Raw genomic sequence first — 22962 nt, 5'->3', positions numbered from 1 at the left:
CTTCGACTGTGGTTTCCGACAACGCGATCCCTCCCGGCTATCATGTACATAGTGAAATAGTATAGGAATGAAAACGCTTTTACTATGGGAGGATTCAACTAAAAATGATACATTTCACGGATTGGCGTTTCGAACAATTTTCTTTTTGAGCCGTCTCAACTTTTGCGGAGTTCAACCGTTATAATAGAGAGGAATTATTTGTAAATTGAGAGGAAAAGGATGGATGATGTGAAAAAGGAATGGAGAGAACGTAAGCGGTTGAAGAGGAAGGCCATCGTGGTCATGACGGCGCTCAGTCTGTTCCTCATGCAAAACGGTGCTTTCGCCGCTTCCTCAAGCGTCATGTTTGCTTCGTCGAGCGCAGGTGTGTCGACGGCGGCGGACACGGCGGATTTCGAGAAGCCGGCCGAGCCTAAGATCACAAAGGATGAAGCCGTTGCCAAAGTCCGGTCACTGTTCCCCCAGCTTGCCGGCGCCCAGGTTCAGGACGTTCAACTGGGAAATCCCAACCGCTACCCGCCTGGCAACCCGAATGTGTGGACGATTCAATGGAACTACACCAAGGGAACGAGCAGCTACGGCTTCAACAGCGCGGTGGATTCCCTGACCGGCGAACTGCTGGAAACCTCACTTTTCTATCCGTTTGATGAAGGCAACGAAGTGTACTATCCTCCTAAAGTTTCCAAAGAGGATGCACTCAAGCTCGCAAAAGCGTTCATCGGCAAAGCTGCCCCTGCTCTTCCTGCAGGCAGTTTGGCGCCGTCGGACCAGATGAAGTACTACAAACAGGCGTTGTTCGGTCCGGTGCGCTATGATTTTAACTTCAACGTATTCGTAAACGGAATCAAATCATCATCTGAAGTCGTTTATGTTTCCATGGACGGCAATGGACAGGTGGTGAGTTACCATCGGAATAAGTTCGCGGGAGCCTATCCGCCGGCCGCTCCAAAATTGAGCATGGACCAAGCCCGGCAGAAGTATTTTGATGCCGCGGATCTGATGCTGCAATATATCCCGGTATACGATTCCAATAGCCGCGACAAAACTTGGTTCCTCGGCTGGGCGCCGCCGCTTCTTACGGAAATGAGCGTCGATGCTGAAACCGGAGAAATTTTGAACGGCTTCGGCGAAGCCATTCAACCGAAAGAGGTCAAGTATCTTGATATTCCTGCGGCGGGCAGCGTGTTTGCCCCTGCCAAGGGAACCGGAGCCGGTTCCCTCTTGACGGCTGACGAAGCGGCTGCGGCGGTGCAAAAGGTGCTCCGAATTCCGGAAAACCGCAGTCTCTCCTCAAGTATTCTCGACCGGAATGAATACGGGATGTCGGGAACGGCCAACCGGAAAATTTGGCGCCTTCAATGGTCAGAGCAGATGAAGTCGCCGTCTCCGTATCCTAAACAGACCACGGCTTCTGTCGATGCGCAAACCGGCCAGCTGCTCGAGTTCACGATCGACGGTTTCCGCCCGATTTGGCAGGAATCACAAGATGAAGATCAGGACAAAGTTCAAGCGACGATTAACAAAGAACAAGCAAAAGCAAAGGCGATGCAGCTGATTAACGAGTTGTATCCCGATGCGCGGTTGGAGCTCCTGTTGGTCGACCCCGACCCAAGCGCGATATATAAAGAACCGAAGGATTCCATTACGTTTGTGTTCCAACGATATTACGACGGCAAACCGGTCGTGGACGACAGCGTAAGACTCACGTTGGATGCCTCCGGTCAGCTGATCGGGTACAACGTCACGCGTTCCGGCGGTTTGGAGAAATCCGCGGCAACGCTGACCGCCCGGGTGTCAAAGGACAAAGCCGCCGAGCTCTACCGCGACCAAACCTCCTATGTGCTGCAATACAGAGTGTACGGAGGTTTTTACACGGAGAGGGAGTTCGTGAAGCCGAAGCTGAAACTGGTATATATTCGCGAGAATAAAAACGCCGGAGACCCGAACAGATACGTATTGGATGCCTCAAACGGCCAGTGGAGAACGACGTTTACGGATACTGCCTCTTCCGGAGAAGCCCCCATGGTGTATCCGAAAGACATCAAAGGTCACTGGGCACAAAAAGATTTGGAGACACTCGTGCAATACCAAATCCTGAAGCTTGATTCGGACGGCATGCTGAAGCCTGACGATGCGATTACGTTGGGCGATTGGATAAATATGATGGCCTACGCGGTCAATCCTGGTTACGTTAACAGCTATTCGTACCGGGATTCCTCTGATGCTTCCGGGCAATTCCGGGACGTCGACGCTAAAAGCCCTTACTACGCCGCTTCCCAGTGGTTTATCCAAAACAAGTGGCTCGATCCGGTCAAGACGCCGGTGTTGAAGCCGGAGCAACCGTTAACGAGAGAGCTTCTGGCCGAATTGCTCGTCTCTATCGTCAAGTACAATAAGCTTGCCGGCTACCTGCAGCAGCCGTTGCCGTTTAAGGACGCGAATCAAATTACCAATAAAGGTGCTGTCGCGATCGCGGTTTCGTTGGGCCTTTTCAGCCGAGAAGCCGACAAATTCTATCCGAAGCACAAGGTTACGAAGGCACAGGCCGCCACGGTGCTGATGAATCTTGTTCGCCTGCAGGGCAAACTGGATCAACGGATCACCTAAACACCATGAAAAAAGGGGCAATCTCTCGGGTTCTTAGACTCGAGGGGTTGTCCCTTTTTCATTTGCTGCAGCCTGATACTCATCAGAGGATTACGTGAAAAAATTCTCATCTATTTCTCATATTGGTTACGCATGCCTGTCCCCCCATGCATTTCCACTCTAACAGGTAAATTTTAGGTAGTTTAACTTGTGGTAATGTGGGTTCAACGCAAGCTAATCAATGACTAATGGAGGGAATAGCCGTAGTGTTTTCGTTTAAACCGCTCGCCCGTAAAATCCTCGGCGCCAGTTTGTTTGCATCCCTGACTCTTACCGCCATCGGTTTCGCACATACAGGAAGTGCCGCTGCCGCATCGTCGGCTCAGGCGGAAGGTATTATCAGCACAGGAACGAAATTTCTCGGCATCCCCTACCGGTTCGGCGCGCCTTCCGGCCTGACCACCGCGTTCGACTGCTCGTCCTTCACGCAATATGTGTACAATTACATTGGGATCAAGCTGCCCCGCACTTCCTCGTCGCAAGCTACGATCGGCATTCCGGTGCCGAAAAACGACCTGGAAATCGGCGATCTCGTCTTCTTCAAAGATCCGAACCGGGCGGGCAGTATCGGCCATGTCGGGATTTATGCCGGCGATAACAAAATGCTGCACACCGGCGGCGCAGGCGGCGTCAAATTTTCCGACATCAATTCCACCTATTACAAAAAATATTATGTTACTGCACGACGCGTAGTTTAACACATCATTTACCTTGCATGAGCAGAGAAGCTCGTGGTTCCGACTTCCGGATCCGCGGGCTTCTTCGTTTTGTCGATGGATATTGTTTTCTTGGCCGAGGAAACGACAGACTTTTCGAGATACATAATGTATCATAACGAAGACTTTTGAAAAATTTCCGATCGATCGGGTGCGCAAACCTGCACAACTTGGGTAGGAAATAGTAAGCACTCCGCGCCCCGATTCCGATCCCGAGGTGATAAAATGAAAATAATGCCGGCGCACCTGCCTCCGACAAAAGTGGCTTACACCGATCCCACGGCTTCGCTCCAGCTGGCCGGATGCCTTAGCGGATACATTGAGGAACTCCATCCCGACACAAGAATTACCGTCGTATGCCTGGGAACCGACCGGTCAACCGGCGATTCTCTAGGCCCTCTGACCGGTTCGGCTTTGCGAAAATTTCATTCAGATACTTTTGACGTGTACGGTACACTCGAGGAACCGGTACATGCCAAAAATTTGGACGAGTCTCTCCTCCACATTCGACGCAATGTCCGGCATCCGTTCATTATCGGAATTGACGCCTGTCTGGGCCAACCGGCCAGCATCGGATGCATCCAGATCGCGAGCGGACCGATCCGTCCAGGATCCGGCGTGCATAAAGAGCTGTCTCCGGTAGGGGATATTCATATTTCCGGTGTGGTGAACGTTGCCGGATTCATGGAATACCTCGTGCTTCAAACGACTCGCCTTCATGTCGTCATGTGCATGGCAGATTTGATCGCACGCAGCGTATACAGGGCAGTAACAGCCTCAGCCAGAGGACAGGTCTCTCCGCAAGACCTCGTGGTTACGCAAAACGGATAAACCGACGTCACAGCCGTTGCCCGTCAGCCCCTTGTTCCCGCGAGGGGTTTCTTTTGTTGCGCACGTCATATAATATGATTACATTCGCTTTAGGGTAAGGAGAATTGAGATTCATGATTCGAATCAAGACGCAAGAGGAAATCGCGAAAATGAAAAAAGCCGGAGAAATTCTGGCCGCCTGCCACCGGGAAGTTGCGACGCTCATCCGGCCGGGCATCACGACAATGGAAATCGACCGATTTGTCGAGTCATTTTTAAAGAAACACGGGGCGACACCGAAACAGAAAGGCTACCACGGTTATCCTTATGCCACCTGCGCTTCCGTCAACGACGTCATCTGCCACGGCTTCCCGAAAGAAGAACCGCTCCGGGACGGGGATATCGTTACGGTCGACATGGTGGTGAACTTGGACGGCTGGCTGGCCGATTCCGCATGGTCTTATGCTGTCGGGCATATCTCCAATGAAGCGGAGCATCTGCTCACGATCACCAAACAGGCGCTGTATATCGGCATCGAGAAAGCGGTCATTGGCAACCGGATCGGGGACATTTCGCATGCGATCCAAACGTTCGCGGAAGGGAACGGATTGTCGGTGGTGAGGGATTTTCTCGGGCATGCCATCGGGCAGGAGATGCACGAAGATCCGCAGGTGCCGCACTACGGCCCGCCCGGCCGGGGACCCCGGCTCCGGGAAGGCATGGTCATTACGATCGAGCCGATGCTCAATCTCGGTTCGTACGAATGCACCATCGATCCGGACGGCTGGACGGCCAGAACGATCGACGGCCGGTTGTCGGCACAGTATGAGCACACCATCGCCATCACCAAAGACGGTCCTCTCATCCTGACCGAACAGTAAACAACCAACGGCGGACTCCATCTCCCGGAGCCGCCGTCTTTTTATGCGTTGGTGTTGTCCACCCCTCATGAAGTTCATGTACAATAAACGATAATAGGCGAGAAAAAGTATTTATGATTGTTCAGGGGGGATCCGGAATGAGCGCTGCTCATCGAATAGCCGTTGCAGGCTGCGGCTCTATGGCGAACGAATGGGTAAAATACGCGATCGGACGAGACAACGCGGAGATTGTGGCTCTCGTGGACATTAACCCGGAGGCCGCTTCCGCTATGGCCGACCGCTATGGTTTAACATGCGCGGTGTATACCGATGTGGAAAAAGCCGTGAAAGAGTCGGGAGCCACACTTGTATTCGACATCACGATCCCTTCCTCTCACTTTCAGGTAGGGACCACGGCCATGCTCCTGGGATGCGATGTATTCTCGGAAAAACCGCTGGCGGAGACATTAGACCAGTGCCGGGAGATGGTCCGGATCAGCGAGGAGACCGGCCGTATGCATGCCGTCATGCAGAATCGGCGGTTCAACCCGCAAATATTGGCGCTGAGCGGCTTGATCCGGTCCGGAACGGTCGGCAAGCCGGGATACGCGGGCGTCGATTTCTTCCTCGGCCCGCATTTTGGCGGATTCCGCGATGCGATGGACAACCCTCTGCTGCTCGACATGGCGATCCACACGTTCGATCAGGCACGCAAAATACTCGACGCCGATCCGGTATCCGTTTATTGCCACGAATATAACCCGCCCGGCTCCTGGTACGCAGGCAACTCATCGGCGGTTTGCATTTTTGAAATGTCGGACGGTTCCGTATTCTGTTACAGGGGTTCTTGGAGTGCGGAAGGAGCACAAACCTCGTGGGAAGGCGAATGGCGGGTGACCGGAGAACGCGGCACGGCGATATGGGATGGTACGAATCCGCCGTACGCGGAAATCGTCGCGCGAGGCGACGAGGAAGGCAAATTCATCCGCGACTTCGTTCGCGTCGAAGCCGAAGTACCTACAACGCGCCATACGTTCCACGCAGGGTGCCTGGACGAGATGTTCGATGCGCTCGAGCAAGGCAGACGTGCGGAGACCGATTGCCGGGACAATATCCGCAGCATGGCCATGGTATTCGGCGCGGTCGAAAGCGCCCGCAAAGGCGTTAAGGTGATGATAAATGATTCACGGATGCGAACATCTCAATCTGATAACAGCCAGTCTTATAGATGAGTTTTGTAATGGAACACTCGGGGATGAGACTGCTTTGGCGGATGATGAATTGAGGTTGCCAAAAATCTAGCTCTTCTTCTGAAAATTCGTTAACAAGAAAATCGGTGATCAGTCCTCCGTGTGTGACAACTACAAAGGCGGAATCATAGCGGCTCGATTCCGCCAATTCCATTAAGCATGCAGACAGGCGCTCACCTGCGCGTCTGGCAGAATCACCGACAGGCGGCAGGAAGTCCCGCTCACGTGTGCATCTGTCCCACATCGCAACGAATTCATCAAAGCTTTGGCCGGGCAGATCGCCCCAATTCGCCCGCTCTCTTAAACGAATATCCTCTGATACGGGCGCGAAAGATACGGCAGCGATGAACGCTGCCGTATCTTTCGCCCTTCTCAGAGGACTGCATAGGACTGCCTGGACAGGCAGACTCCGAAAATACCGGGCTGTCGCTTGAGCTTGCGCCACGCCTTCTTTCGCGATCGGAACATCTCCGATCGCCTTTTCTTTGATCGCGTGTCTCACCAGATAAAAGTTCGCGCTCATGCCGCACCTCTTTCGGCCGGTTCCTTCACATTCTGTGAACAGCTTTCAAATAAGACGTGACCTGTTTGTCCTCGTCGAGGGCATATACAAAGCCAAAATGTTCAGCCACGCCGATAGCAATTTCCCGAAACAAATCGCACATCGTAAACAGCGCCTGCCAAATATGCTCGTAATCGCCGTCTGCGTAGGTTCGGACAAATGCCTCCCAGTGGCGCGGCTCAAGGAACTTTACGAAATATTTGCCGGCCTTTCCGGGACTCTCCTTAAAGCCGGTCTTGATCCCGATATGCCACGTTAACATCATCATCAGCATATCCCGGACCGGACCTTCGAACATCGTTTTCGCGTAAGGCAACTCCCGTCTCCAGAGGCCTTTGGCGATATAAGTGCTGACCCACCAAAATTCGTTGCAGCAATCCGAGAATTGATTGGCGGTAGGCGGCATAGGCAAATAATCGCGATTGCCCGGCGGCGGGAGAGGAGGAAGAATGCCGTCCTTGTCCAACAAAGGAACGCTCAGGCTGTCAAAGTGCAGCTTATTCAGCTTGTCGAGTGGATGAAACGTAAGATCGATGCGATTGCCGTCCGTGAACAGCATCAGAAAAGCAAAGCTGTCGCGAGGGTCGTCATCGGCCAGGCTGTTCTCGTCCGGTGTCTGCATGATGAGAATATCTCCGAAGCGCTGGATCCAGCTGCGATCTGCAACGAATGATTCCAGTTCGGATACCACATAGACAATGTCGTAGTCTTGAAAACGATCGCGCGGGGCAGTGGGATCGCCGCGTGACCCGCTCATGACGACCGCTCGAATCCGCGTATCCTCCTTCGCGAATCCAAGAATCAAATCCAACATCATTCGTTCGCTTCGCACGGTTTCACCCTCCCCCACCGATTGCGGATCTCAATATTGCTTCGCGAAATCAACCCGGTTCACGGACGGCTCGCGCCCGTTCAAGTAGTCCTGTAAATTTTGCAGAAAAATATCCATCGCCCGTGCGTCATATTCGACGTTTGATCCGGCATTATGCGGTGTCATGATCACGTTGTCCATCTCCCACAACGGGCTCTCGGCAGGCAAAGGCTCCTGCTCAAATACATCCAGACCCGCTCCGGCAATCGATCCCTCACGCAATGCCTCAATCAGCGCCTCGGTATCCGTCGTGGCTCCACGCCCGATATTGAGATAATAGGCAGTGAGTTTCATCGCCTGAAACTCAGCACGGCCGAACATGTGGCGTGTACGCTCGGTCGAAGGGAGCGTGTTCACCACGTAATCGCTTTGCTGAAGTACTTCATGCAGTCCCGTCAGGTCGAACATCCGATCCACATTGGGAGTAGGCTGGCCGGAAAGACGAACGCCGAGCACTTTCATCCCGAACGCCTTGGCCAGTCTGGCCGTTTCTTCCCCAATGGCTCCGACCCCGATAATCCCCACCGTTCGACCGTGGATTTCATTTAGCTGACCGAAGCTTCCCCACTCTTTCCGCCCTTGATAGCGAACGGCCGTATGGAGCTTCCTGGCGAACATCATCATCATGGCCAATATATTTTCGGAGATCGGATAGGCATGAACCCCGCTTGCGTTGGTTATCTTCACTCCGTGCTTGGCGAATGCTTCGAGCGGCAATTGGTCGACGCCGGCCCCCCAATTTTGCAGCCAACGCAGCTTCGAATCCGGGCCTAATACCTCTTCAGCGGCAACTCGGCTCCAGGCGATTAAAATTTCGGCATCTTTCAGACGTTCTTTCCAAAGCGTGGAGTCCTGGGTTCTCTGAACAATCTCCCACCCTTTGGCCACTTCTTGAATTCTGGCGATTTGATCGTCGGGCAGACGAATCAGACTCACGATTGTACCCATGCATGCCACTCCCATCATCCGTTTAAAGTATTCATGCTCGCTTGTTTATTTTCCGTGTACAACACTCTGCCAATGATCACTAACGCCGCTGTGACCAGCACGATAGGGATGAAAAAAATGTTCGGCGATATGCCTTTGACGGTGAACGGCAACAAATATCCGATAAGTGAAGCTGCTTGCGATATGACGATGTACAGGCTGGCCCCGAAGCCTGTGTAGTTGATAAACATGCGCTGCACATATCCCATGGCGACTCCGTACAAAATCGAGACCGATAACGAATACACCGGCTGCACCGCGAAGAACAGCCCGATCGGCGAAGCCGCCGCATATACGGCATACGCGACGACCGCACATGCGCCACCCAAGAAAATAATCGACTTGCTGCCGTACTTCGCGACCCAATACCCGGTCAATGTCATGAACAGCAGCTCGAATACCGCCTGACAGCTCCATAGATAGGAAAACAAATCCGGCCGCTTGAACAGTTCATTAAACACGAGCGGCAAGTACAAACCGCGAATCGCGTCGGCACAAGAGATCATGAGCAGCGCGATCAGCATGATTAAAGAGAACGGTTCGCCGCGTTGCGAGGATTTCGCTTCCTTGTCCCCTGCTACCTCGCGGTAAAACAGCAGCAGCAAGAAAAGTCCGGCATACCCCGCCACATTGCCCCACAGTACGCCTTGGAATCCCGTTACGAGATACAGGTTGGCGCCCAGGAGCAGCCCCATGAAAAATCCGACGCTGAAGCCGGCTCTCAGCCACAGCATGGCGATTTCGACAATGGACTCGGCCTGTTTGCTGAATTGGCTGCGAGCCATCGCGAAAATTTGCCCCATAATGAGCCCGGACGGGGCCATCGCAATCGCCATACCCGCCAGAGCCCCGGCATAATCGTCGGCTTGAATATAGACGATGAGGCCGGCCAAGCAAATGACCGAGGCGATCAGGGGCAAACCTTTTTTTCGCTTGATTCTGTCGCTGACAATGCCTACGCCGAGCGTCACCATCATGTTCAACAGGAGTGTGATGGAGAATATGGACGCGATTTCCCCCTTGGATAAACCGAGGGAATCGCTCATATAGACCGCATTCATGGGAGCGAGTATGCCCGTGCCGATGCCGTAAACAAAAATAGACGTCAGCAGGGAAAGAGCTCCATTCAAACCGACAAAACGTTTCAAATCCGCTGTAATTTTGCTCATTTTTCAAATATCCTTCTCACGGTATCTTCGATATCCGGTTCCTTCACATTCACCTCACGGATCCGATTCGTTTGCGCTAGTTGGGTGATAGCGTCGACGAGGCTGATGATGTTTTTATCGATGGAGACATACTTGCGCTGTCCGTCTTCCTGAATAACCTTTAACCTACCATCACTCACTTGAAGTGCCGCGTCCTCCTCCAAATCGAGGATAACAATCGTAGAATCGCTGTAAGTCTGTTTAAACTCGTGCAGAGTGCCGTCGAACATTTTTCTCCCATGGTCGATCATGATGAGCCTGTCGCATATTTCCTCGATGTCGTTCATGTCATGCGTGGTCAGTATGACGGTGGTCGCTTTCTCCCGGTTGATCTCGCGGATAAACTTCCGGATTTTGCTTTTTGCCACCACATCCAGACCGATCGTTGGTTCGTCCAAATACAAGATCTCCGGGTCATGAAGCATCGCCAGCGCCAGATTGGCACGCATTTTTTGTCCCAAGCTGAGCTGTCTCGTGGGTCGCCTTACAAATTCTTGCATATCGAGCAACTCGACGAAAAACTGAACATTTCGTTTGAAAGCCGCAGCATCGATTTTGTACATCCGCTTGTACAAATCGAACGTCTCCTCCATCGGCAAATCCCAGTACAGCTGTGAACGCTGACCGAACACGACCCCGATACGACCTGCGTTACGTTTGCGGTTCTCGTGAGGAACCAGACCGCCTACTTCTATTTGTCCCGAGGTGGGTACAAGAATACCCGACAGCATTTTGATCGTAGTAGACTTGCCAGCTCCATTGGCGCCTATGTAACCTACAAGCTCGCCCTTCGCGATGGAGAAATCGATTCCGTCTACAGCCGTCTTGATCTCATAGGGTTTGTAGACAAGTGACTTCAGCGCGTTGGCGAAGCCTTTTTGCCTCGGATAAACCCGAAATTGCTTCGTCACATTCTGCATCTCGATGAATGCCATTCTTCATCTCCTTCCTAAGATCCCGTGCTTTTATATCGGTTGATGCCGAAATGCCAGAACCAAAGGGCGAGCGCGAACATCACAAGCCCGACGAGCGGTGTCATGAATTGAAAGGCAGGATGAAATACCGAGAAGTCCTGTTTGCCCAAAAAAAACTGCGCCGGATAAAAGTTGATGAAGGCGAATGGGATCACGAAAGTGAGCAATATTTGGATACTTTTGTGATAGATGGATAGCGGATAGTTGGCAAAATCTCGAAATTGAAACAGAACGTTTTGCATACCGTTGCTGTCAACAATCCAAAAAGCCGGAACAGAAGTGAAAAGGAATACTGCCCCTTGAATTAATGCTCCGCCTATGAGGATAAGCAGTAACATCAATATATTCGTGAATGTAAACGGAATATCCAACATGACGAAACTAACCACAGTGACCGGAACCGCCAATACGACATGGGTGATGTAACCGAAATTAAATTCCCGGCTTACTAAATACAGGAAGGGGTTCAGCGGGCGGGTCAGTATTTCGTCGAATTCACCTGTTCGTACCAAGTGCGATAATTGTGTGCAGGGATTGTAAAAGAAAAACCCGGCCAGTGCGTAAGAGTTAAGGCTCAAGGCGTAAAGCAGCACGACCTCGAACGGCTTCCAGCCTTGAATATCCTGAAACCGATGAACCATGACCCAGATGAGAAGCAACTGTACTCCGTATGCGATCCATTGGGCGAAAAACCAGAACAGGAACATTTTCCGATACTCGATATGGGATACGATTCGGATTTTGATAAACTCCAAATACAGCTTAAAGGTGTGCATCCGCTCACCCCCCTTGTACGGTCAGCTTTGTTTGGATTTTGCTCCACATGAACCGCTCGACTAACCAGAGAACGACCAGCCATGCGAGTTGAATCACTATGATAGACATTGCTTCGGAAGGCGTGACGCGACCCAGGTAAATATTGATCGGTTCAAAATAGATGAGCCGGAAAGGTAGGAATAGGGTGACTTCGCGCAAAATATCCGGATAAAACCAGATCGGCACGAATGTTCCGCCGAACAGCGTTACCGCTGTGAGGAGGAACCAGGAGGTAGGATGCGCCGCCTTCGACCAGAACGAGATGAGTCCCACGATATAGTTGATGGAGAAGATGATAAGGATGCCGAAAAACAAGCAAACGATGAAAAGCGAGAGCATGAGAGGATCGGCGGGCATCTCGAAGCCATAGATGAGCGCGGCCAGGATACATACCGGCAGAGCGTTGAGCAGCACTTGGTAAAGATTTTCGCCGAGCTGGTCGGCATAAACAAAGTACTTAAAACGAATGGGCCGCAAAAAATCCACAGCGATCGTGCCGTCCACTACTTTCGCTGCGATTTTATCTCCCATCCGCGTTTGCGTAAGCGCTGACACAATTGCCGATATGACGATAAAGTTCAGCATGTCCATCAACGAGACGCCGTTGATGGAGTCACGTCCGGCATACAATGCTGTCCACACATTCACCATAATAAATACTCTCAAACAAGTCGAGAGCAGGTAAATATATGCGCTGGTCCGATAAACGAATTTCTGTTGGAACGATTTTTGCAAAAACAGTAAGTACGTGCCCAATTCGATTCCCCTCGCCCGACTTGGCTTACTGGCACTTGCGGATGAAAACGGATTTTTTATATAGCGTCCACGATACGCTTGATCACTTGTTCCTCAGTGGAATCCGTGAATTCTTCGCGGTTGATGATCAATTCTCTCAGCAGCTTTTCGTCGTCGTTTCTGCCGATCAAGGCTTTGCCCAGTTTCATGAGCCACGTTCCTTTTTTATAGACCCTTATGATCAACCGGCGATCTTTGGCATCCCAAATCAGACGCGTCAGCCCCCCGGCACTATCAAAAACCGAATACATATTTCCATTCATCTGACTATGCTGATGTTTGGTCTTTCGATAACCTTTCGGTTTCAGGCTTTGCTCCACTTCTGTTTCAATTCGCTCATAAAATTCCTTTGTCATTTGAAGGTTCATGGCATGGTCCCTTTTCACTTTTTAGGTTTGTTACCTTGCTTCATAAGAACTAAGTTCCTTAACCCATTCTCTTCAAACTCCACTTCATATTCTTCTTCAAGTTCAAACAATCTTGTTCTATGCTTTTCTTTTAATTCACTTACCGGGCCGATTTCCTTCAATAAATCCCTGTTCGCTAACTTCATTGAGAGCTGTTCCCAAAACGTGGAATCGTCATATTCTTCAACAATTGGCATGATCGATTCCTCGAATTCCATTGTCGTATAAAAACTGGTTCCTTCTTCGGTTACTACGTCATCTGCTTGAAAATTTTTAGCATGAGATAGTATGTAATGTTGGAGCAGTTCGTACTTTTCCAGTCTTTCGTCGCCTTCCGCTCCTGTGCGTGTGGCGTTTGCAAGCCAATTGCCTAGGAACAACAATTCAATCAAGTCTCTGTATTGTTTATTCGTGAGTTCGATTTTCACTTATGAAGTCTCCTTTTATGATTTTCCCGTAAGTCGACCATACCACGCCACGGGATGAATGTTTATTCCAATGTACCATTAATGGGTTTGAGTGTGCCAAGGTCTTCAAGCTTATGGTTTGACAGCCGACCAAATGTATCTCCATTCTTTCATTCCCAACGTGCCACCATCTATTTTATATTCATCAATCAAGGAGTAAAACTGTTGACGATTCTCATGCAATCTATAATCAATATTTCCCGGCATGTCTGAAAGAAACTTGGCCAGTTCATTTTCATCGGGAAACAAAATTGTAGCTTGATCAAATATATCAATGTTAATCCTTACGAAACCGTTACTCTCCAAGCGTTCTTTCACCTTATCCATGGCACCGGAATGGATGCCCATAATCTTGCCGCCGGATTTCAAAATACGAGGATGATTGATTATTGATGTCGGACCTCGACGGCTGTAGATCAAATCGAATTCAGCATCTTTAAACGGCAACTGCTCTTTAGTTGTAGTCCAAATAAAACGAATATTGATCGGAGACGATTCATTTTGATTTTGTACGGCGATTTTGATCATTTCCTTTGAGTTATCAAAACCGGTTATTTGCCGTGAGTATGGAGACATTCGTATCGTAAAGTCACCATGTCCGCATCCTGCATCCAACGCGTGTTCGCACTCTGATAACAAAGATATTAGTCGTTCTTCGAATATTTTTTCCCCCGAAATCCCTTCAATTCGGAACGATGCACGTGTCTTGTATCCGCCATTCCGGCGGGCAATCTCATCATACCATTCAACTCCCACGGACAACCCTCCTGGTATTACAAAACGACCCAGCCTCAGATCGCTGTTATCCTAAGCTGGATCGGTGTTGTGCGTGTCATCTTCTTTTATGTTCGATCACAAGTCTTTCCTAAAAAATACTTCTCCGATTCCACCTTCATTTATGCCGGCAATAATGCCTACTTCTTGAAAGCCAATATGTCTATGCCATGCTTGGGGCTCAGCTTCGTTTACCTGAGACGAGCTATACAAGTTACTGTGACCTGTATTTCTCAGGTGTTCCTCTACAAATTCCATGAGCTGCTTGCCGATGCCTTTACCTCGATGATCAGGCAAAATAAAAATTAGCCCGATATAAGGGATTTTGGACCAAATATACTCTAATCGCAAATATCCGATAATTCGACCTTCCAGCTCTGCAATGATCGCTTCTTTGTTCCCAAGCTTCCACTTCAGAAACTCCGGTTCGAAATGAGAATCCATTTTCGTGACGTTATCGAAGTCATCACTGCCCGCAAATCTGACGATGTATTCCACGTCCAGGCCCCCTTGACGCAGGATGATTTACATGAACGTTTTGTAAAGACTATACATGCCGAATCCCAGTAAAATAAAGGCCGATAGACTGTTGATCCATTTCATGATCCTCGTACTCATCATTTGTCTGAAGGATCCCACAATGCTGATTAAGAAAAGCCACCAAATAGCGGATCCCACAAACACTCCTAGAACCAGAAATAATGACTGATCCGATTCCGATGCTATATTCATTCCAGCAAATATCCCTACAAACGAAACAATGGTTAAAGGATTTGTCAAAGTCAAAAGCAGTGTCGTACCGAATGTCTTCATGTAATTTAGTCTTGCGATGTCCGGTGCATGATCATGCCGGATAGGCGCTCTAAACGTTTTGTAAGCCAAATAGAGTAAAAACACCGCGCCTAAAACGTTGATCCAGATCGATTGCTTGATTAAAAACTGCATGACCAAAGACAGACCCAATGCCGCTACGCTGCCATAAACGGCATCGGCCGTCGCAGCTCCCAAACCGGCAGCGAATCCCATTATCCTTCCTTGATCAAGCGTCTTCCGTATACAAAGTACACCAATTGGTCCAACCGGTGCGGCAATGGAAAAACCGAGGATGATTCCTTTTAGTATTGGAGCCATTTTGTCTCCTTATAATTCCTTCATCAAGTAATAATGTTTATACCCTCGGGGTGCATTATCGATAACTGCAATCTCTTTATAGCCATGCTTCTTGTAGAACTCCGGCGCTTGAAAACTGAAGGTATTGAGTTTAATAAATGTGCAGCCCTTTTGCCTGGCTATTAGCTCTATTTCATTCATCAGCTTCGAGCCAACCCCGTGCCCCCTAAAGTTTTGGTCAACCCACAATATATCGACCTCTATCCAGTTCCAGCATACCGCACTATTTAATCCGCCAATAATCGTACCCTCATGATTTTTAATATTCAGGTTGATTTCCTCGTACACGTTCATTATTTCTTCAGCTACGTGCTCTGCATTGAATTTGACTAGGCTCTTTCTGACAAACTTACTCTCCTCAGCAGAGCTCGAATGAATTTGAAATGCTCTCATGCTAACCTCCTTATGGATTATCAGGAGTCGGAACAGCCGGATCATTTTCTCCGCCCATTCTTCTTCTGGATGTTTCCTTCATGCCTACTGCCGGAATGTGTCTTCCGGCTTTGGCTAAACCAAATTTCGGCATATTCCCATACACGCACTCATACTGTCCAGGACCGATCACATACGTTTCATGGTAAATGCCCACCGTTCCGTCGGTCCCAATCTTTTTATTGAAGTTCTTCCAAGCCTCGAGATGAAGTCCTTCACGAGCATACTTCTCGAGTTGTTCGTAGCTTTTCCAATATTGAAGTAGAATCGGTCCTCTCAAACTCCAAAAAATTTCTGTGCTGATAAAGCCAAGCTCCGGATTTTGATAGAGTTCTCTGATCATGGGACCCATCGCTGTAAAAACTGGCAACCATTTATGTATAGCGAACATTCGGTTAATTCTCATCCCAATGACAAATACAACGAATGAACCTTCCATCTCGGCTGTGTATCTGCCTGGAATCGCTTTTGCCATCCCAATCACTCCATCATTGTGGTGATTTCGGCTGATTAATATTGAGTTCTTTGTGTTGTAGCTTGATTTAACCAATCATTTAAGCCATTGGTGCTTATGTAAATGTCTTTTCCGATTCTAATCATCGGGAACAACTTGCCTGTGAAACTGCCGTTATTATTTAGCGCGTTCTCTTCGGAGGAAATGATGGTTCTAACCTGGAACTCGGAGAGATTTAAATATTCCGCAGTTTCCTTCAATGTCATTAAAGACTTGAGGCTGTGATCACTTGAATATTTATTTTGTCCTTGATGATTTTGAATGATCAAACAGCCAATTATGATTGAGACTCCTAAAATAGCTGAACTAAGGAGAAGACTTAAATTCATTTGTTTCAACAATTTGACCCCCTATATGGCATTTTACTCAAACCCTGGACTTGTTACTTCCATCCACTTCACTACGAGTTCTGCAAGCTTCTCTCGAGCAGCTTCCACTTCGCTCCTATTGGCGAATTTTACAATCGCCCTGTCGCCGGTAACCCATTCTAACAAGCCCGTGGTGTCCTCAAATAGAGGTTCATTGCCTTGATTCGCTTTGGGTTTGGCACCGCAATGAAAGATGAGTCGAAAAAAGCCTTTCCCTTGCAAATTAAAGGTCACTCGATCTTCGTTATGCATACAGAAGCTCGGCGCATTCCATTTAATATGTTCCGTAATTTGTTCATTTGCACCTAAAATGATTTTTCGAACTTCCTCAATTTCCATCTTCAGCGGATGCTCGAGTTTATTCAAAAATTCGAGTACTTGTTGATGACCGGAAGGTTTCATTTCCTCACTCCTCACTTTCCATAATTATACATTCAATAGCGAATAAAATTAAACCCCTTGGAAACTTACTTCCAAGGGGCACGTGCTTCACTGATAGTTTGCAAATAATATTTCTTTCTTTTTCGTAAATTCTTCTTCTGAGATGATGTTCTTTTCTCTCAACTCATTAAGTTTTAATAATTGATCATGCACGTTAGCTTCCGGCTTCGCTTTTGCGAATGATTTAACTGTCGCTACGATTGAAAAAGGTACTGCATATAACAACCCTAGAATTCCCCATCCGGCTGCTGATTCAGGATTATCAGTACCCGATAGCGCTAATATAAATAATAAGCTCAATGAAAACCAAACGATTCCGATTTACCGCCGATTCTGCAAAAGAACCGGACGGTATTACAGGTTGATACTTCCACCATCGTTACTTCACAACAAAAGACACTTCAACGCTGGCGGTCTTCCCATCTCTAGGCGTGAGCCAAGCCTCAAGTGTGTAATCCCCTTTTTCCAGACCAAGCGCAGTCGTATCAATCTCATAGGACAATGCTTCTCCTTGCTTGATTACTTCTTCCCCCAAAACTTGAGCGAACGAAGCAAGAGAGGAGTATAAATAGACTGTTTCACCCTTGCTGTTTTTGACTGCAAAATCATATCGCTGCGAAGATGTAAATTCCAATCTCACTTCACGTTCCGTTTGGTTTTTCACGGAGTACGTATACTTACCGGCTGACGTTTCCGTTAAACTTGGCTCCAATCGCCCCACCCATATCCCATGTGGATTGTTATCGGTAATCGCAATGGTTCGAGTTGATCCATCCCAGGCGACATTCTTATTGAACTCCTTGGTCATAAAGCCGATCGGAACATAAGTTGTGCCTTTGTATTGGAACGTAACAGGCACATTCTCCATGCCGTTGTGGAATTGATTGGCCTGGTCTCCCGACACGATTGTATTACCGTTTAAAGTGATCGTCAGCGGTTTGGTATTCACTTTGATCGATTCCACATATTGGCTTGCATAACCGACACCCACCGTTAAGACGCTGCCGAGGATCATTCCGCCAACCAACGTTTTGGCCAATTGTTTCTTCACGCTGAATTCCTCCTCTGTTGCATTGTTGTACCTATTCAGACGCAAATCATTAACCAAAATGTTGCATTCCATAAAAAAGATGCTTAGCAGCATCTTTAGAAACGGATCATGGCTCCTCTTGCATCGAATTCCGCTGTTGAATTCCAAGCGACTTCCCACGCATTTCCTTCGGGATCTAAAAAGTATGATGTTCTGCCGCCCCAAAATGCATCGCTGGCTTCCCTTATAATTTTCCCCCCAGCCGCCCGCACTTCATCCGTGACTAGATCTACTTGTTGCGGTTGGTCTACATTAATCGCGAAAGTAATCCCTTTAAACCCGCTTGTTGTTTCAACGGACTCCAGTCCGGAATCTTTAATCAGTTCTTCCAAAGGAAATAAGGACAACAAGACTCCAGCCGTCGTGAACACACAGTAATGATCCGAGCTGATCTCCAACTCGCTCCAGCCTAGTTTTTGATAAAAGGATCTCAACGCAGGAAGATTTTTTGCACCAATCGTAATTAAGCTTACTCTCTCTGGTACCACATCAATCGCCTCCAAAATGAATGGATGAATAGGTTTTATTTTAATTCTTAACTCCATTGTGATATCATATGAGCTAAGAAGCCGAGTGCGGCTAACACTCGGCGACACAATTGGCTTGGATGGGCTTATCCCTTCTAGGTCTTAGACGGTAAAAACCCACCTTCGGCGGTCAACCTTGGGGTGGGTTTTTACTTTCTCTTGTAGTTGTTTCCGATGTAAGTTAAAAGGGCAATTACACAAGTTGCGAAAAGAATCATGATCGTTATTGCGTCTCTCAACTCCATGGTCTCACCTCCTTTCGAAGGGAAACCATGCCCACCCAAGATTCAATTGTAACTTCATTATACCATTACGCCCCAAATAAAGAGAACAAACGTTTGGTTTGTTTGTCTTCATTTTCCGTACCCGCATTGGCTTCGACATCCTCCGAAAAGGGTAAATACATGGTACCCCAGCGAAAGGAGATGTTGAACATGGGTGACCATAACGGAATCAGCGATAAAATCAAAGGCGGCGTTTCCAAAGCGAAGGGTGAAGTGAAAGATCAGGTTGGGAATGCCACGGATAATACCCGTCTTCAGTTGGAAGGGAAAAAGGATAAGCTAAAAGGCGAGGTTCAGGAAAAAATCGGCGAACTGAAAAGCCATTGACCCACGCTAAACAAACACCTGCAAGGCACAAGCCTTGTGGGTGTTTGTTTTTGTATCACTTCAGGATCCGCAGCATTTGAACGACCGGACGACCGTCACCCTTCAGGACAGCCTCTCGGCTTTGAAGCTGGGAAGAGCCGTCCCCGTCCAGAAAGATACCGTCCTGAAGCGCGTAAAAAATGCCGATAGATTCCACGATTGCCTTACGAAAAGCGGCTAGCGTACCTTCGTTGCTGCTGACCACCAAGTACACATTGCCTTCAAAATCATAGACGGCAGCAGAACGCAGCCGTTCTTCATCCGCAAAAGGCGCATGTTCCTCCAACATTTGCTCCATCCATATATCATCCTGTGAAAGACTCATACTAATGCCGCCCTGCGCCCAGTAATGAGTACGGTTCGAAACAATCAACTCCGACGCCTCGCGGGCGACTTGCACGCTGAGTTTGTCGATGCTGCCGTCCCACACAAGCGTCCCTCTCGCATACTTTACATTTGTCATTCCAACACCATATGTACCGGCTGCCTGGTTTACGGGGACATCATTGACAATGGCAATGCTGAGCAACTCTTTTTGATAGAAAAATCCCCCATTAATGCCGTAATAACGAGTCGAAGGCACATTGTCATGAATACTCTCGGGCATCAAATTGGAGGGTCGGGTGCGTAAATAATGAAGCTCCATACCGTTCGAGGCCCTCTTATGTCCATATGTATAATCCCTCGGTGCATTAGGAACTGGAACACGTCTATCGCTAGTCGGCCAAGCAATCCAGAAAATGCACAAACTAAAAACTGAGACGATCAGAACCATGGTGCCAAATCTCTCGGGATGTCGGCGTTTCTCCGTTTGCAGCGTATGAATCCCCTCTTATCTGCATGCGCACTGTATCTCTAATATTTCAATAAGCACTCTGTTTTCCCTTTCCCGGCAAATGGGAAAACTGCTGCTGCGGGCGGATAGCGAAATTTGGAAAGGGACACGCTAATGGACCGGAAGGGAGGTTTTCGCATATGCCGGATGAGAAAATCCGCGATGAAACGGACGGAGATCCCAGCACCCAATACGAGGATACGAGTGCTTATGAACGATACGGGTTCAGGGTCGGAGACAACAGTGAAATCTCGGGCGAGGATGAGTCGGAGAGACCTGCTGACTTGCTGCCGGGAGCGGATTATTAAAATAAGCGAAAGAGGTTGCGTGAGCAACCTCTTTCCTTGTTCAGGCAACCGTTAAAATAATCGGCTGATCCCGCGTAATCACGATCGTGTGCTCATGCTGGGCGGCCATGCATCCGTCCGGTACGGTCAATGTCCAGCCGTCTCGCTCTTCCCACACATGCTCGGCGCCGGTTGACAGAAAAGGCTCGACCGTGATGACCAGACCTTCCGTTAGCACCCGTTTGTCGCGCCGATTGTAAACCGGCAAAATCTCCTCCGGATACTCATGGATCGATCGGCCGACTCCGTGGCTGCACAAGGTTTTGATCACCCGATACCCGCCGTGCGCCGCCTCGCGTTCGACGATTTTGCCGATTTCGCTCACCAGCACTCCATGCTTAAGCGAGGAGATGACTTTCATCATCGTATCGTGCGTGTGACGGCAAAGACGCGTGACCGCTTCTGAATACGGCGGAATTTGAAAAGAGTGCCCTGCATCCGCCACATAGCCGTTCTTCTCCGCGCATACATCGATGTTGATCAGATCGCCCGGCTGAATGACCTGATCTCCCGGCACGCCGTGCGCGACGGCCCGGTTCACGCTGATGCAGGTATAGCCCGGAAAATTGTACACTTTCTTCGGGGCCGACACGGCTCCCTGGCGGCGAAGCAGCTCACCGCCGATGTCGTCCAATTCCCTCGTGGTCATGCCGACCCGCACGCTGCGCTTCATCTCTTGTATCGTGGACGCCACGATACGGCCGATTTCCTTCAGATGTTCCAAGTCCTCCAACGTGCCGACCGTCATGCTCCCAGCCTCCAGTAATTCAAGCTATACACCAATTACGGTCCATTCTTTCGGGAAAGATGTCAGCACTTCGGCGCCGGTCGGTGTGACCAGGACGTTATCCTCGATCCGCACGCCGCCAAGACCCGGAATGTATATGCCCGGTTCCGCCGTGAACACCATGCCCGCTTGCAGTAAATCCGGATTTAGCCCGTGGATGGACGGATACTCATGGATCTCCAGCCCAAATCCGTGGCCTGCGCGGGTGATGAAATATTCACCGTCTCCCTTACTTTCAATGACTTGGCGTGCCGCATGATCCAGACTCCCGAACGTAACGCTCGGGCGCACCGCTTCAATCATTTTCATGTTGGCCTGAAGCACCGTATCGTAAATCTCTCTGCATCGCGTATTCACTACACCAACGGCGAAAGTCCGTGTCAAATCGGAGGCATAGCCGTCCACAAACACACCCGCGTCAAAAAGCAGCAGCTCGCCTTCCTGGATCTCCTTGGTCCCGGGTACTCCGTGCGGCAATCCGGTTTTCGCACCCGATAACACCATGGTGTCGAACGAAGGGGCGTCAGCTCCGAGCTTCTTCATCCGATATTCCATCTCCGCTACGAGGTCGATTTCCGTAACCCCCGGCTTCACGTATGGAATCACCGCACGAAACACTTCTTCGATACATACAATGGCCCGCTTGATAACGGCGATCTCCGTCTCGCTTTTAATAACGCGCATCCTATTGAGTTCCGGCTCCACATCGACCGCTTGCATCGCACCTGTGGTCTGCATCAGCGCTTCGTAACGATTCACGCTCAGATGATCTTTCTGGATCCCGATCCGCGCCACCTTTTCCGGCAGATGCCTTTTCAAAATCTCGTAAGGATTGTCCGTGTCTTCATGCGCGTAAATTTGCGTAACCGTGGACACGCTTGCCGCTTTTTCATAATCCAGCTTGGGTACGACCAGGAATGGCGATTCGCCTTTCACGCACACCAGCGCCAAAAACCGTTCATGCGGCTCCGAATAAAAACCCGAAAAATAATACACCAGCTTCGGCAATGTCACCAGAATCACATCCGGCGCATCCGCTCCCTCAAACAAGTCGTACAGTTTCTCTACGCGTTCCTTCACCGTATCTACCGTCCTTTTCACCATTGCAGCTTTCAACCATAATCCCTATTATACTCCAATCCGGCCCCGTCGCTGTATCCGAGCAAAAAACACAGGCGCGCCTGTGTCGGTTAAGCCCATAGATGGAACAGCTTGTGCATGTCTTCTTTGGTGATTTTACGCTTTTGCAGCACGACGCTGGGGACCATCGTATTGTATTTTTTGATTTTTCTGTTGATGTCGTCGAGCTCTCGTTCCACTTGTTTGGCGTCTGGATGGGTGGCATTGAGCAGCGCTTGCATTTGATCCCTGATCTCGTGCTGCAGCATCAACCAATCGGGCAAGACGTTGGCATTTTTCAAAATGCTGTTTGCCAGATCGCCATCGGGAACTTCCATCGGTTTCCCTTTGCCCGGCAGATGTTCGAACGTGCCTTTTTTCATTTCTTCGTTATAGATTTGTTGAGCCCAATGCTCCACAGAGACAGTGGAATTCCAAAATGCTCCGGGAGCCGCCGGTTCTTCGTCCTCCGTTGCTCCCGCAGGATCGGCTTCCCAGTTGCGGCTGGATAGGTAAAGAATCCGCTGCGGGTTCACTTA

The 22962-nt window shown here is 49.4% G+C and carries 31 protein-coding genes; 7 read left to right on the top strand and 24 right to left on the bottom strand.

Annotated elements, in window-relative coordinates:
- Nucleotides 1-219: 219 nt before the first annotated feature.
- The 5 genes from E5161_RS15520 to E5161_RS15500 all read left to right on the top strand — a co-directional run bounded on the left by E5161_RS15520 (nucleotide 220) and on the right by E5161_RS15500 (nucleotide 6264).
- Nucleotides 220-2607 carry an S-layer homology domain-containing protein gene (locus tag E5161_RS15520; RefSeq protein ID WP_136778734.1) on the top strand — a complete coding sequence of 796 codons (2388 nt, stop codon included), beginning with the start codon at nucleotides 220-222 and terminating at the stop codon, nucleotides 2605-2607.
- A 245-nt stretch (nucleotides 2608-2852) separates the two neighbouring features.
- Entirely contained in the window at nucleotides 2853-3344 is a 492-nt protein-coding gene (locus E5161_RS15515; protein WP_246042303.1) for a C40 family peptidase, read from the top strand.
- A gap of 243 nt (nucleotides 3345-3587) precedes the next feature.
- Nucleotides 3588-4193: a spore protease YyaC gene (gene yyaC / locus E5161_RS15510; RefSeq protein WP_136778732.1), complete on the top strand. Its 606-nt coding sequence runs from the start codon at nucleotides 3588-3590 to the stop codon at nucleotides 4191-4193.
- A 113-nt stretch (nucleotides 4194-4306) separates the two neighbouring features.
- Nucleotides 4307-5053: a type I methionyl aminopeptidase gene (gene map / locus E5161_RS15505; RefSeq protein ID WP_136778731.1), complete on the top strand. Its 747-nt coding sequence runs from the start codon at nucleotides 4307-4309 to the stop codon at nucleotides 5051-5053.
- A gap of 137 nt (nucleotides 5054-5190) precedes the next feature.
- A complete protein-coding gene (locus E5161_RS15500; protein ID WP_136778730.1) occupies nucleotides 5191-6264 on the top strand; it encodes a Gfo/Idh/MocA family protein in 1074 nt (357 codons plus the stop codon).
- Here E5161_RS15500 and E5161_RS15495 read toward each other — a convergent pair.
- From E5161_RS15495 to E5161_RS21180, 20 genes are all read right to left on the bottom strand, one after another.
- The gene (locus E5161_RS15495) at nucleotides 6197-6805 is read right to left on the bottom strand and encodes a histidine phosphatase family protein (protein ID WP_136778729.1); all 609 of its coding nucleotides are present in this window, start codon (nucleotides 6803-6805) and stop codon (nucleotides 6197-6199) included. The genes E5161_RS15500 and E5161_RS15495 overlap by 68 nt on opposite strands.
- Before the next feature lie 25 nt (nucleotides 6806-6830).
- Nucleotides 6831-7676 carry an aminoglycoside 6-adenylyltransferase gene (locus tag E5161_RS15490; RefSeq protein WP_136778728.1) on the bottom strand — a complete coding sequence of 282 codons (846 nt, stop codon included), beginning with the start codon at nucleotides 7674-7676 and terminating at the stop codon, nucleotides 6831-6833.
- 30 nt (nucleotides 7677-7706) lie between these two features.
- The gene (locus E5161_RS15485; RefSeq protein WP_136778727.1) at nucleotides 7707-8663 is read right to left on the bottom strand and encodes a D-2-hydroxyacid dehydrogenase; all 957 of its coding nucleotides are present in this window, start codon (nucleotides 8661-8663) and stop codon (nucleotides 7707-7709) included.
- Between the two features lie 14 nt (nucleotides 8664-8677).
- The gene (locus E5161_RS15480; RefSeq protein ID WP_136778726.1) at nucleotides 8678-9871 is read right to left on the bottom strand and encodes an MFS transporter; all 1194 of its coding nucleotides are present in this window, start codon (nucleotides 9869-9871) and stop codon (nucleotides 8678-8680) included.
- Nucleotides 9868-10845: an ABC transporter ATP-binding protein gene (locus tag E5161_RS15475; RefSeq protein WP_136778725.1), complete on the bottom strand. Its 978-nt coding sequence runs from the start codon at nucleotides 10843-10845 to the stop codon at nucleotides 9868-9870. Before E5161_RS15475 ends, E5161_RS15480 begins: the two co-directional genes overlap by 4 nt.
- 14 nt (nucleotides 10846-10859) lie before the next feature.
- Nucleotides 10860-11660 carry an ABC transporter permease gene (locus tag E5161_RS15470; protein ID WP_136778724.1) on the bottom strand — a complete coding sequence of 267 codons (801 nt, stop codon included), beginning with the start codon at nucleotides 11658-11660 and terminating at the stop codon, nucleotides 10860-10862.
- Between the two features lie 4 nt (nucleotides 11661-11664).
- Complete coding sequence (locus tag E5161_RS15465; protein ID WP_136778723.1) at nucleotides 11665-12456, bottom strand: ABC transporter permease; 792 nt, start codon at nucleotides 12454-12456, stop codon at nucleotides 11665-11667.
- A gap of 56 nt (nucleotides 12457-12512) precedes the next feature.
- Nucleotides 12513-12863, bottom strand: coding sequence for a hypothetical protein (locus E5161_RS15460; RefSeq protein ID WP_136778722.1), 351 nt, complete (start codon nucleotides 12861-12863; stop codon nucleotides 12513-12515).
- Nucleotides 12864-12877: 14 nt separating this feature from the next.
- A complete protein-coding gene (locus tag E5161_RS15455) occupies nucleotides 12878-13330 on the bottom strand; it encodes a hypothetical protein (protein ID WP_136778721.1) in 453 nt (150 codons plus the stop codon).
- 111 nt (nucleotides 13331-13441) lie between these two features.
- Nucleotides 13442-14125, bottom strand: a complete 684-nt coding sequence (locus E5161_RS15450; protein ID WP_136778720.1) for a class I SAM-dependent methyltransferase — start codon at nucleotides 14123-14125, stop codon at nucleotides 13442-13444.
- Nucleotides 14126-14221: 96 nt separating this feature from the next.
- Nucleotides 14222-14641 carry a GNAT family N-acetyltransferase gene (locus tag E5161_RS15445; RefSeq protein ID WP_211246744.1) on the bottom strand — a complete coding sequence of 140 codons (420 nt, stop codon included), beginning with the start codon at nucleotides 14639-14641 and terminating at the stop codon, nucleotides 14222-14224.
- Nucleotides 14642-14668: 27 nt separating this feature from the next.
- Nucleotides 14669-15274 carry a LysE family translocator gene (locus E5161_RS15440; protein WP_136778719.1) on the bottom strand — a complete coding sequence of 202 codons (606 nt, stop codon included), beginning with the start codon at nucleotides 15272-15274 and terminating at the stop codon, nucleotides 14669-14671.
- Nucleotides 15275-15283: 9 nt separating this feature from the next.
- Nucleotides 15284-15706 (bottom strand): GNAT family N-acetyltransferase, encoded by a 423-nt coding sequence (locus tag E5161_RS15435; protein WP_136778718.1) that lies wholly within the window; start codon nucleotides 15704-15706, stop codon nucleotides 15284-15286.
- Nucleotides 15707-15716: 10 nt separating this feature from the next.
- Nucleotides 15717-16220 carry a DUF4188 domain-containing protein gene (locus tag E5161_RS15430; RefSeq protein WP_136778717.1) on the bottom strand — a complete coding sequence of 168 codons (504 nt, stop codon included), beginning with the start codon at nucleotides 16218-16220 and terminating at the stop codon, nucleotides 15717-15719.
- Between the two features lie 35 nt (nucleotides 16221-16255).
- On the bottom strand, nucleotides 16256-16588 hold the full coding sequence (locus E5161_RS15425; protein ID WP_246042324.1) for a helix-turn-helix domain-containing protein: 333 nt from the start codon (nucleotides 16586-16588) through the stop codon (nucleotides 16256-16258).
- A gap of 33 nt (nucleotides 16589-16621) precedes the next feature.
- On the bottom strand, nucleotides 16622-17029 hold the full coding sequence (locus E5161_RS15420; RefSeq protein WP_136778715.1) for a DUF1801 domain-containing protein: 408 nt from the start codon (nucleotides 17027-17029) through the stop codon (nucleotides 16622-16624).
- A gap of 87 nt (nucleotides 17030-17116) precedes the next feature.
- Nucleotides 17117-17368 carry an SHOCT domain-containing protein gene (locus tag E5161_RS15415; RefSeq protein WP_169306715.1) on the bottom strand — a complete coding sequence of 84 codons (252 nt, stop codon included), beginning with the start codon at nucleotides 17366-17368 and terminating at the stop codon, nucleotides 17117-17119.
- 79 nt (nucleotides 17369-17447) lie between these two features.
- Nucleotides 17448-18119, bottom strand: a complete 672-nt coding sequence (locus tag E5161_RS15410; protein WP_169306714.1) for a BsuPI-related putative proteinase inhibitor — start codon at nucleotides 18117-18119, stop codon at nucleotides 17448-17450.
- A gap of 95 nt (nucleotides 18120-18214) precedes the next feature.
- Nucleotides 18215-18703, bottom strand: a complete 489-nt coding sequence (locus tag E5161_RS15405) for a VOC family protein (protein WP_246042301.1) — start codon at nucleotides 18701-18703, stop codon at nucleotides 18215-18217.
- Nucleotides 18704-18834: 131 nt separating this feature from the next.
- Complete coding sequence (locus tag E5161_RS21180) at nucleotides 18835-18903, bottom strand: hypothetical protein (RefSeq protein WP_246042320.1); 69 nt, start codon at nucleotides 18901-18903, stop codon at nucleotides 18835-18837.
- A 216-nt stretch (nucleotides 18904-19119) separates the two neighbouring features.
- Here E5161_RS21180 and E5161_RS15400 point away from each other — a divergent pair, with 216 nt between their 5' ends.
- Entirely contained in the window at nucleotides 19120-19296 is a 177-nt protein-coding gene (locus E5161_RS15400; RefSeq protein WP_136778712.1) for a CsbD family protein, read from the top strand.
- 55 nt (nucleotides 19297-19351) lie between these two features.
- On the opposite strand, the gene E5161_RS15395 is transcribed toward E5161_RS15400, so the two are convergent.
- On the bottom strand, nucleotides 19352-20110 hold the full coding sequence (locus E5161_RS15395) for a hypothetical protein (protein WP_136778711.1): 759 nt from the start codon (nucleotides 20108-20110) through the stop codon (nucleotides 19352-19354).
- 200 nt (nucleotides 20111-20310) lie between these two features.
- On the opposite strand from E5161_RS15395, the gene E5161_RS20865 reads away from it, so the two are divergent.
- A complete protein-coding gene (locus E5161_RS20865) occupies nucleotides 20311-20478 on the top strand; it encodes a hypothetical protein (protein WP_169306713.1) in 168 nt (55 codons plus the stop codon).
- 40 nt (nucleotides 20479-20518) lie between these two features.
- Here E5161_RS20865 and map (E5161_RS15390) read toward each other — a convergent pair whose 3' ends face one another.
- The 3 genes from map (E5161_RS15390) to E5161_RS15380 all read right to left on the bottom strand — a co-directional run bounded on the left by map (E5161_RS15390) (nucleotide 20519) and on the right by E5161_RS15380 (nucleotide 22959).
- Nucleotides 20519-21265 carry a type I methionyl aminopeptidase gene (gene map, locus E5161_RS15390; RefSeq protein ID WP_136778710.1) on the bottom strand — a complete coding sequence of 249 codons (747 nt, stop codon included), beginning with the start codon at nucleotides 21263-21265 and terminating at the stop codon, nucleotides 20519-20521.
- A gap of 24 nt (nucleotides 21266-21289) precedes the next feature.
- On the bottom strand, nucleotides 21290-22384 hold the full coding sequence (locus E5161_RS15385; protein WP_136778808.1) for a M24 family metallopeptidase: 1095 nt from the start codon (nucleotides 22382-22384) through the stop codon (nucleotides 21290-21292).
- Nucleotides 22385-22494: 110 nt separating this feature from the next.
- Nucleotides 22495-22959 (bottom strand): DnaJ family domain-containing protein, encoded by a 465-nt coding sequence (locus tag E5161_RS15380; protein WP_136778709.1) that lies wholly within the window; start codon nucleotides 22957-22959, stop codon nucleotides 22495-22497.
- Between the last annotated feature and the right edge of the window lie 3 nt (nucleotides 22960-22962).

Origin of the sequence: Cohnella pontilimi (assembly GCF_005049045.1) — a bacterium.
In the GTDB taxonomy this organism is placed as follows: Bacteria; Bacillota; Bacilli; order Paenibacillales; family Paenibacillaceae; genus Cohnella; species Cohnella pontilimi.
Note: the sequence above shows the minus strand (reverse complement) of the source record. Positions and strands in the feature narration are given on the sequence as shown.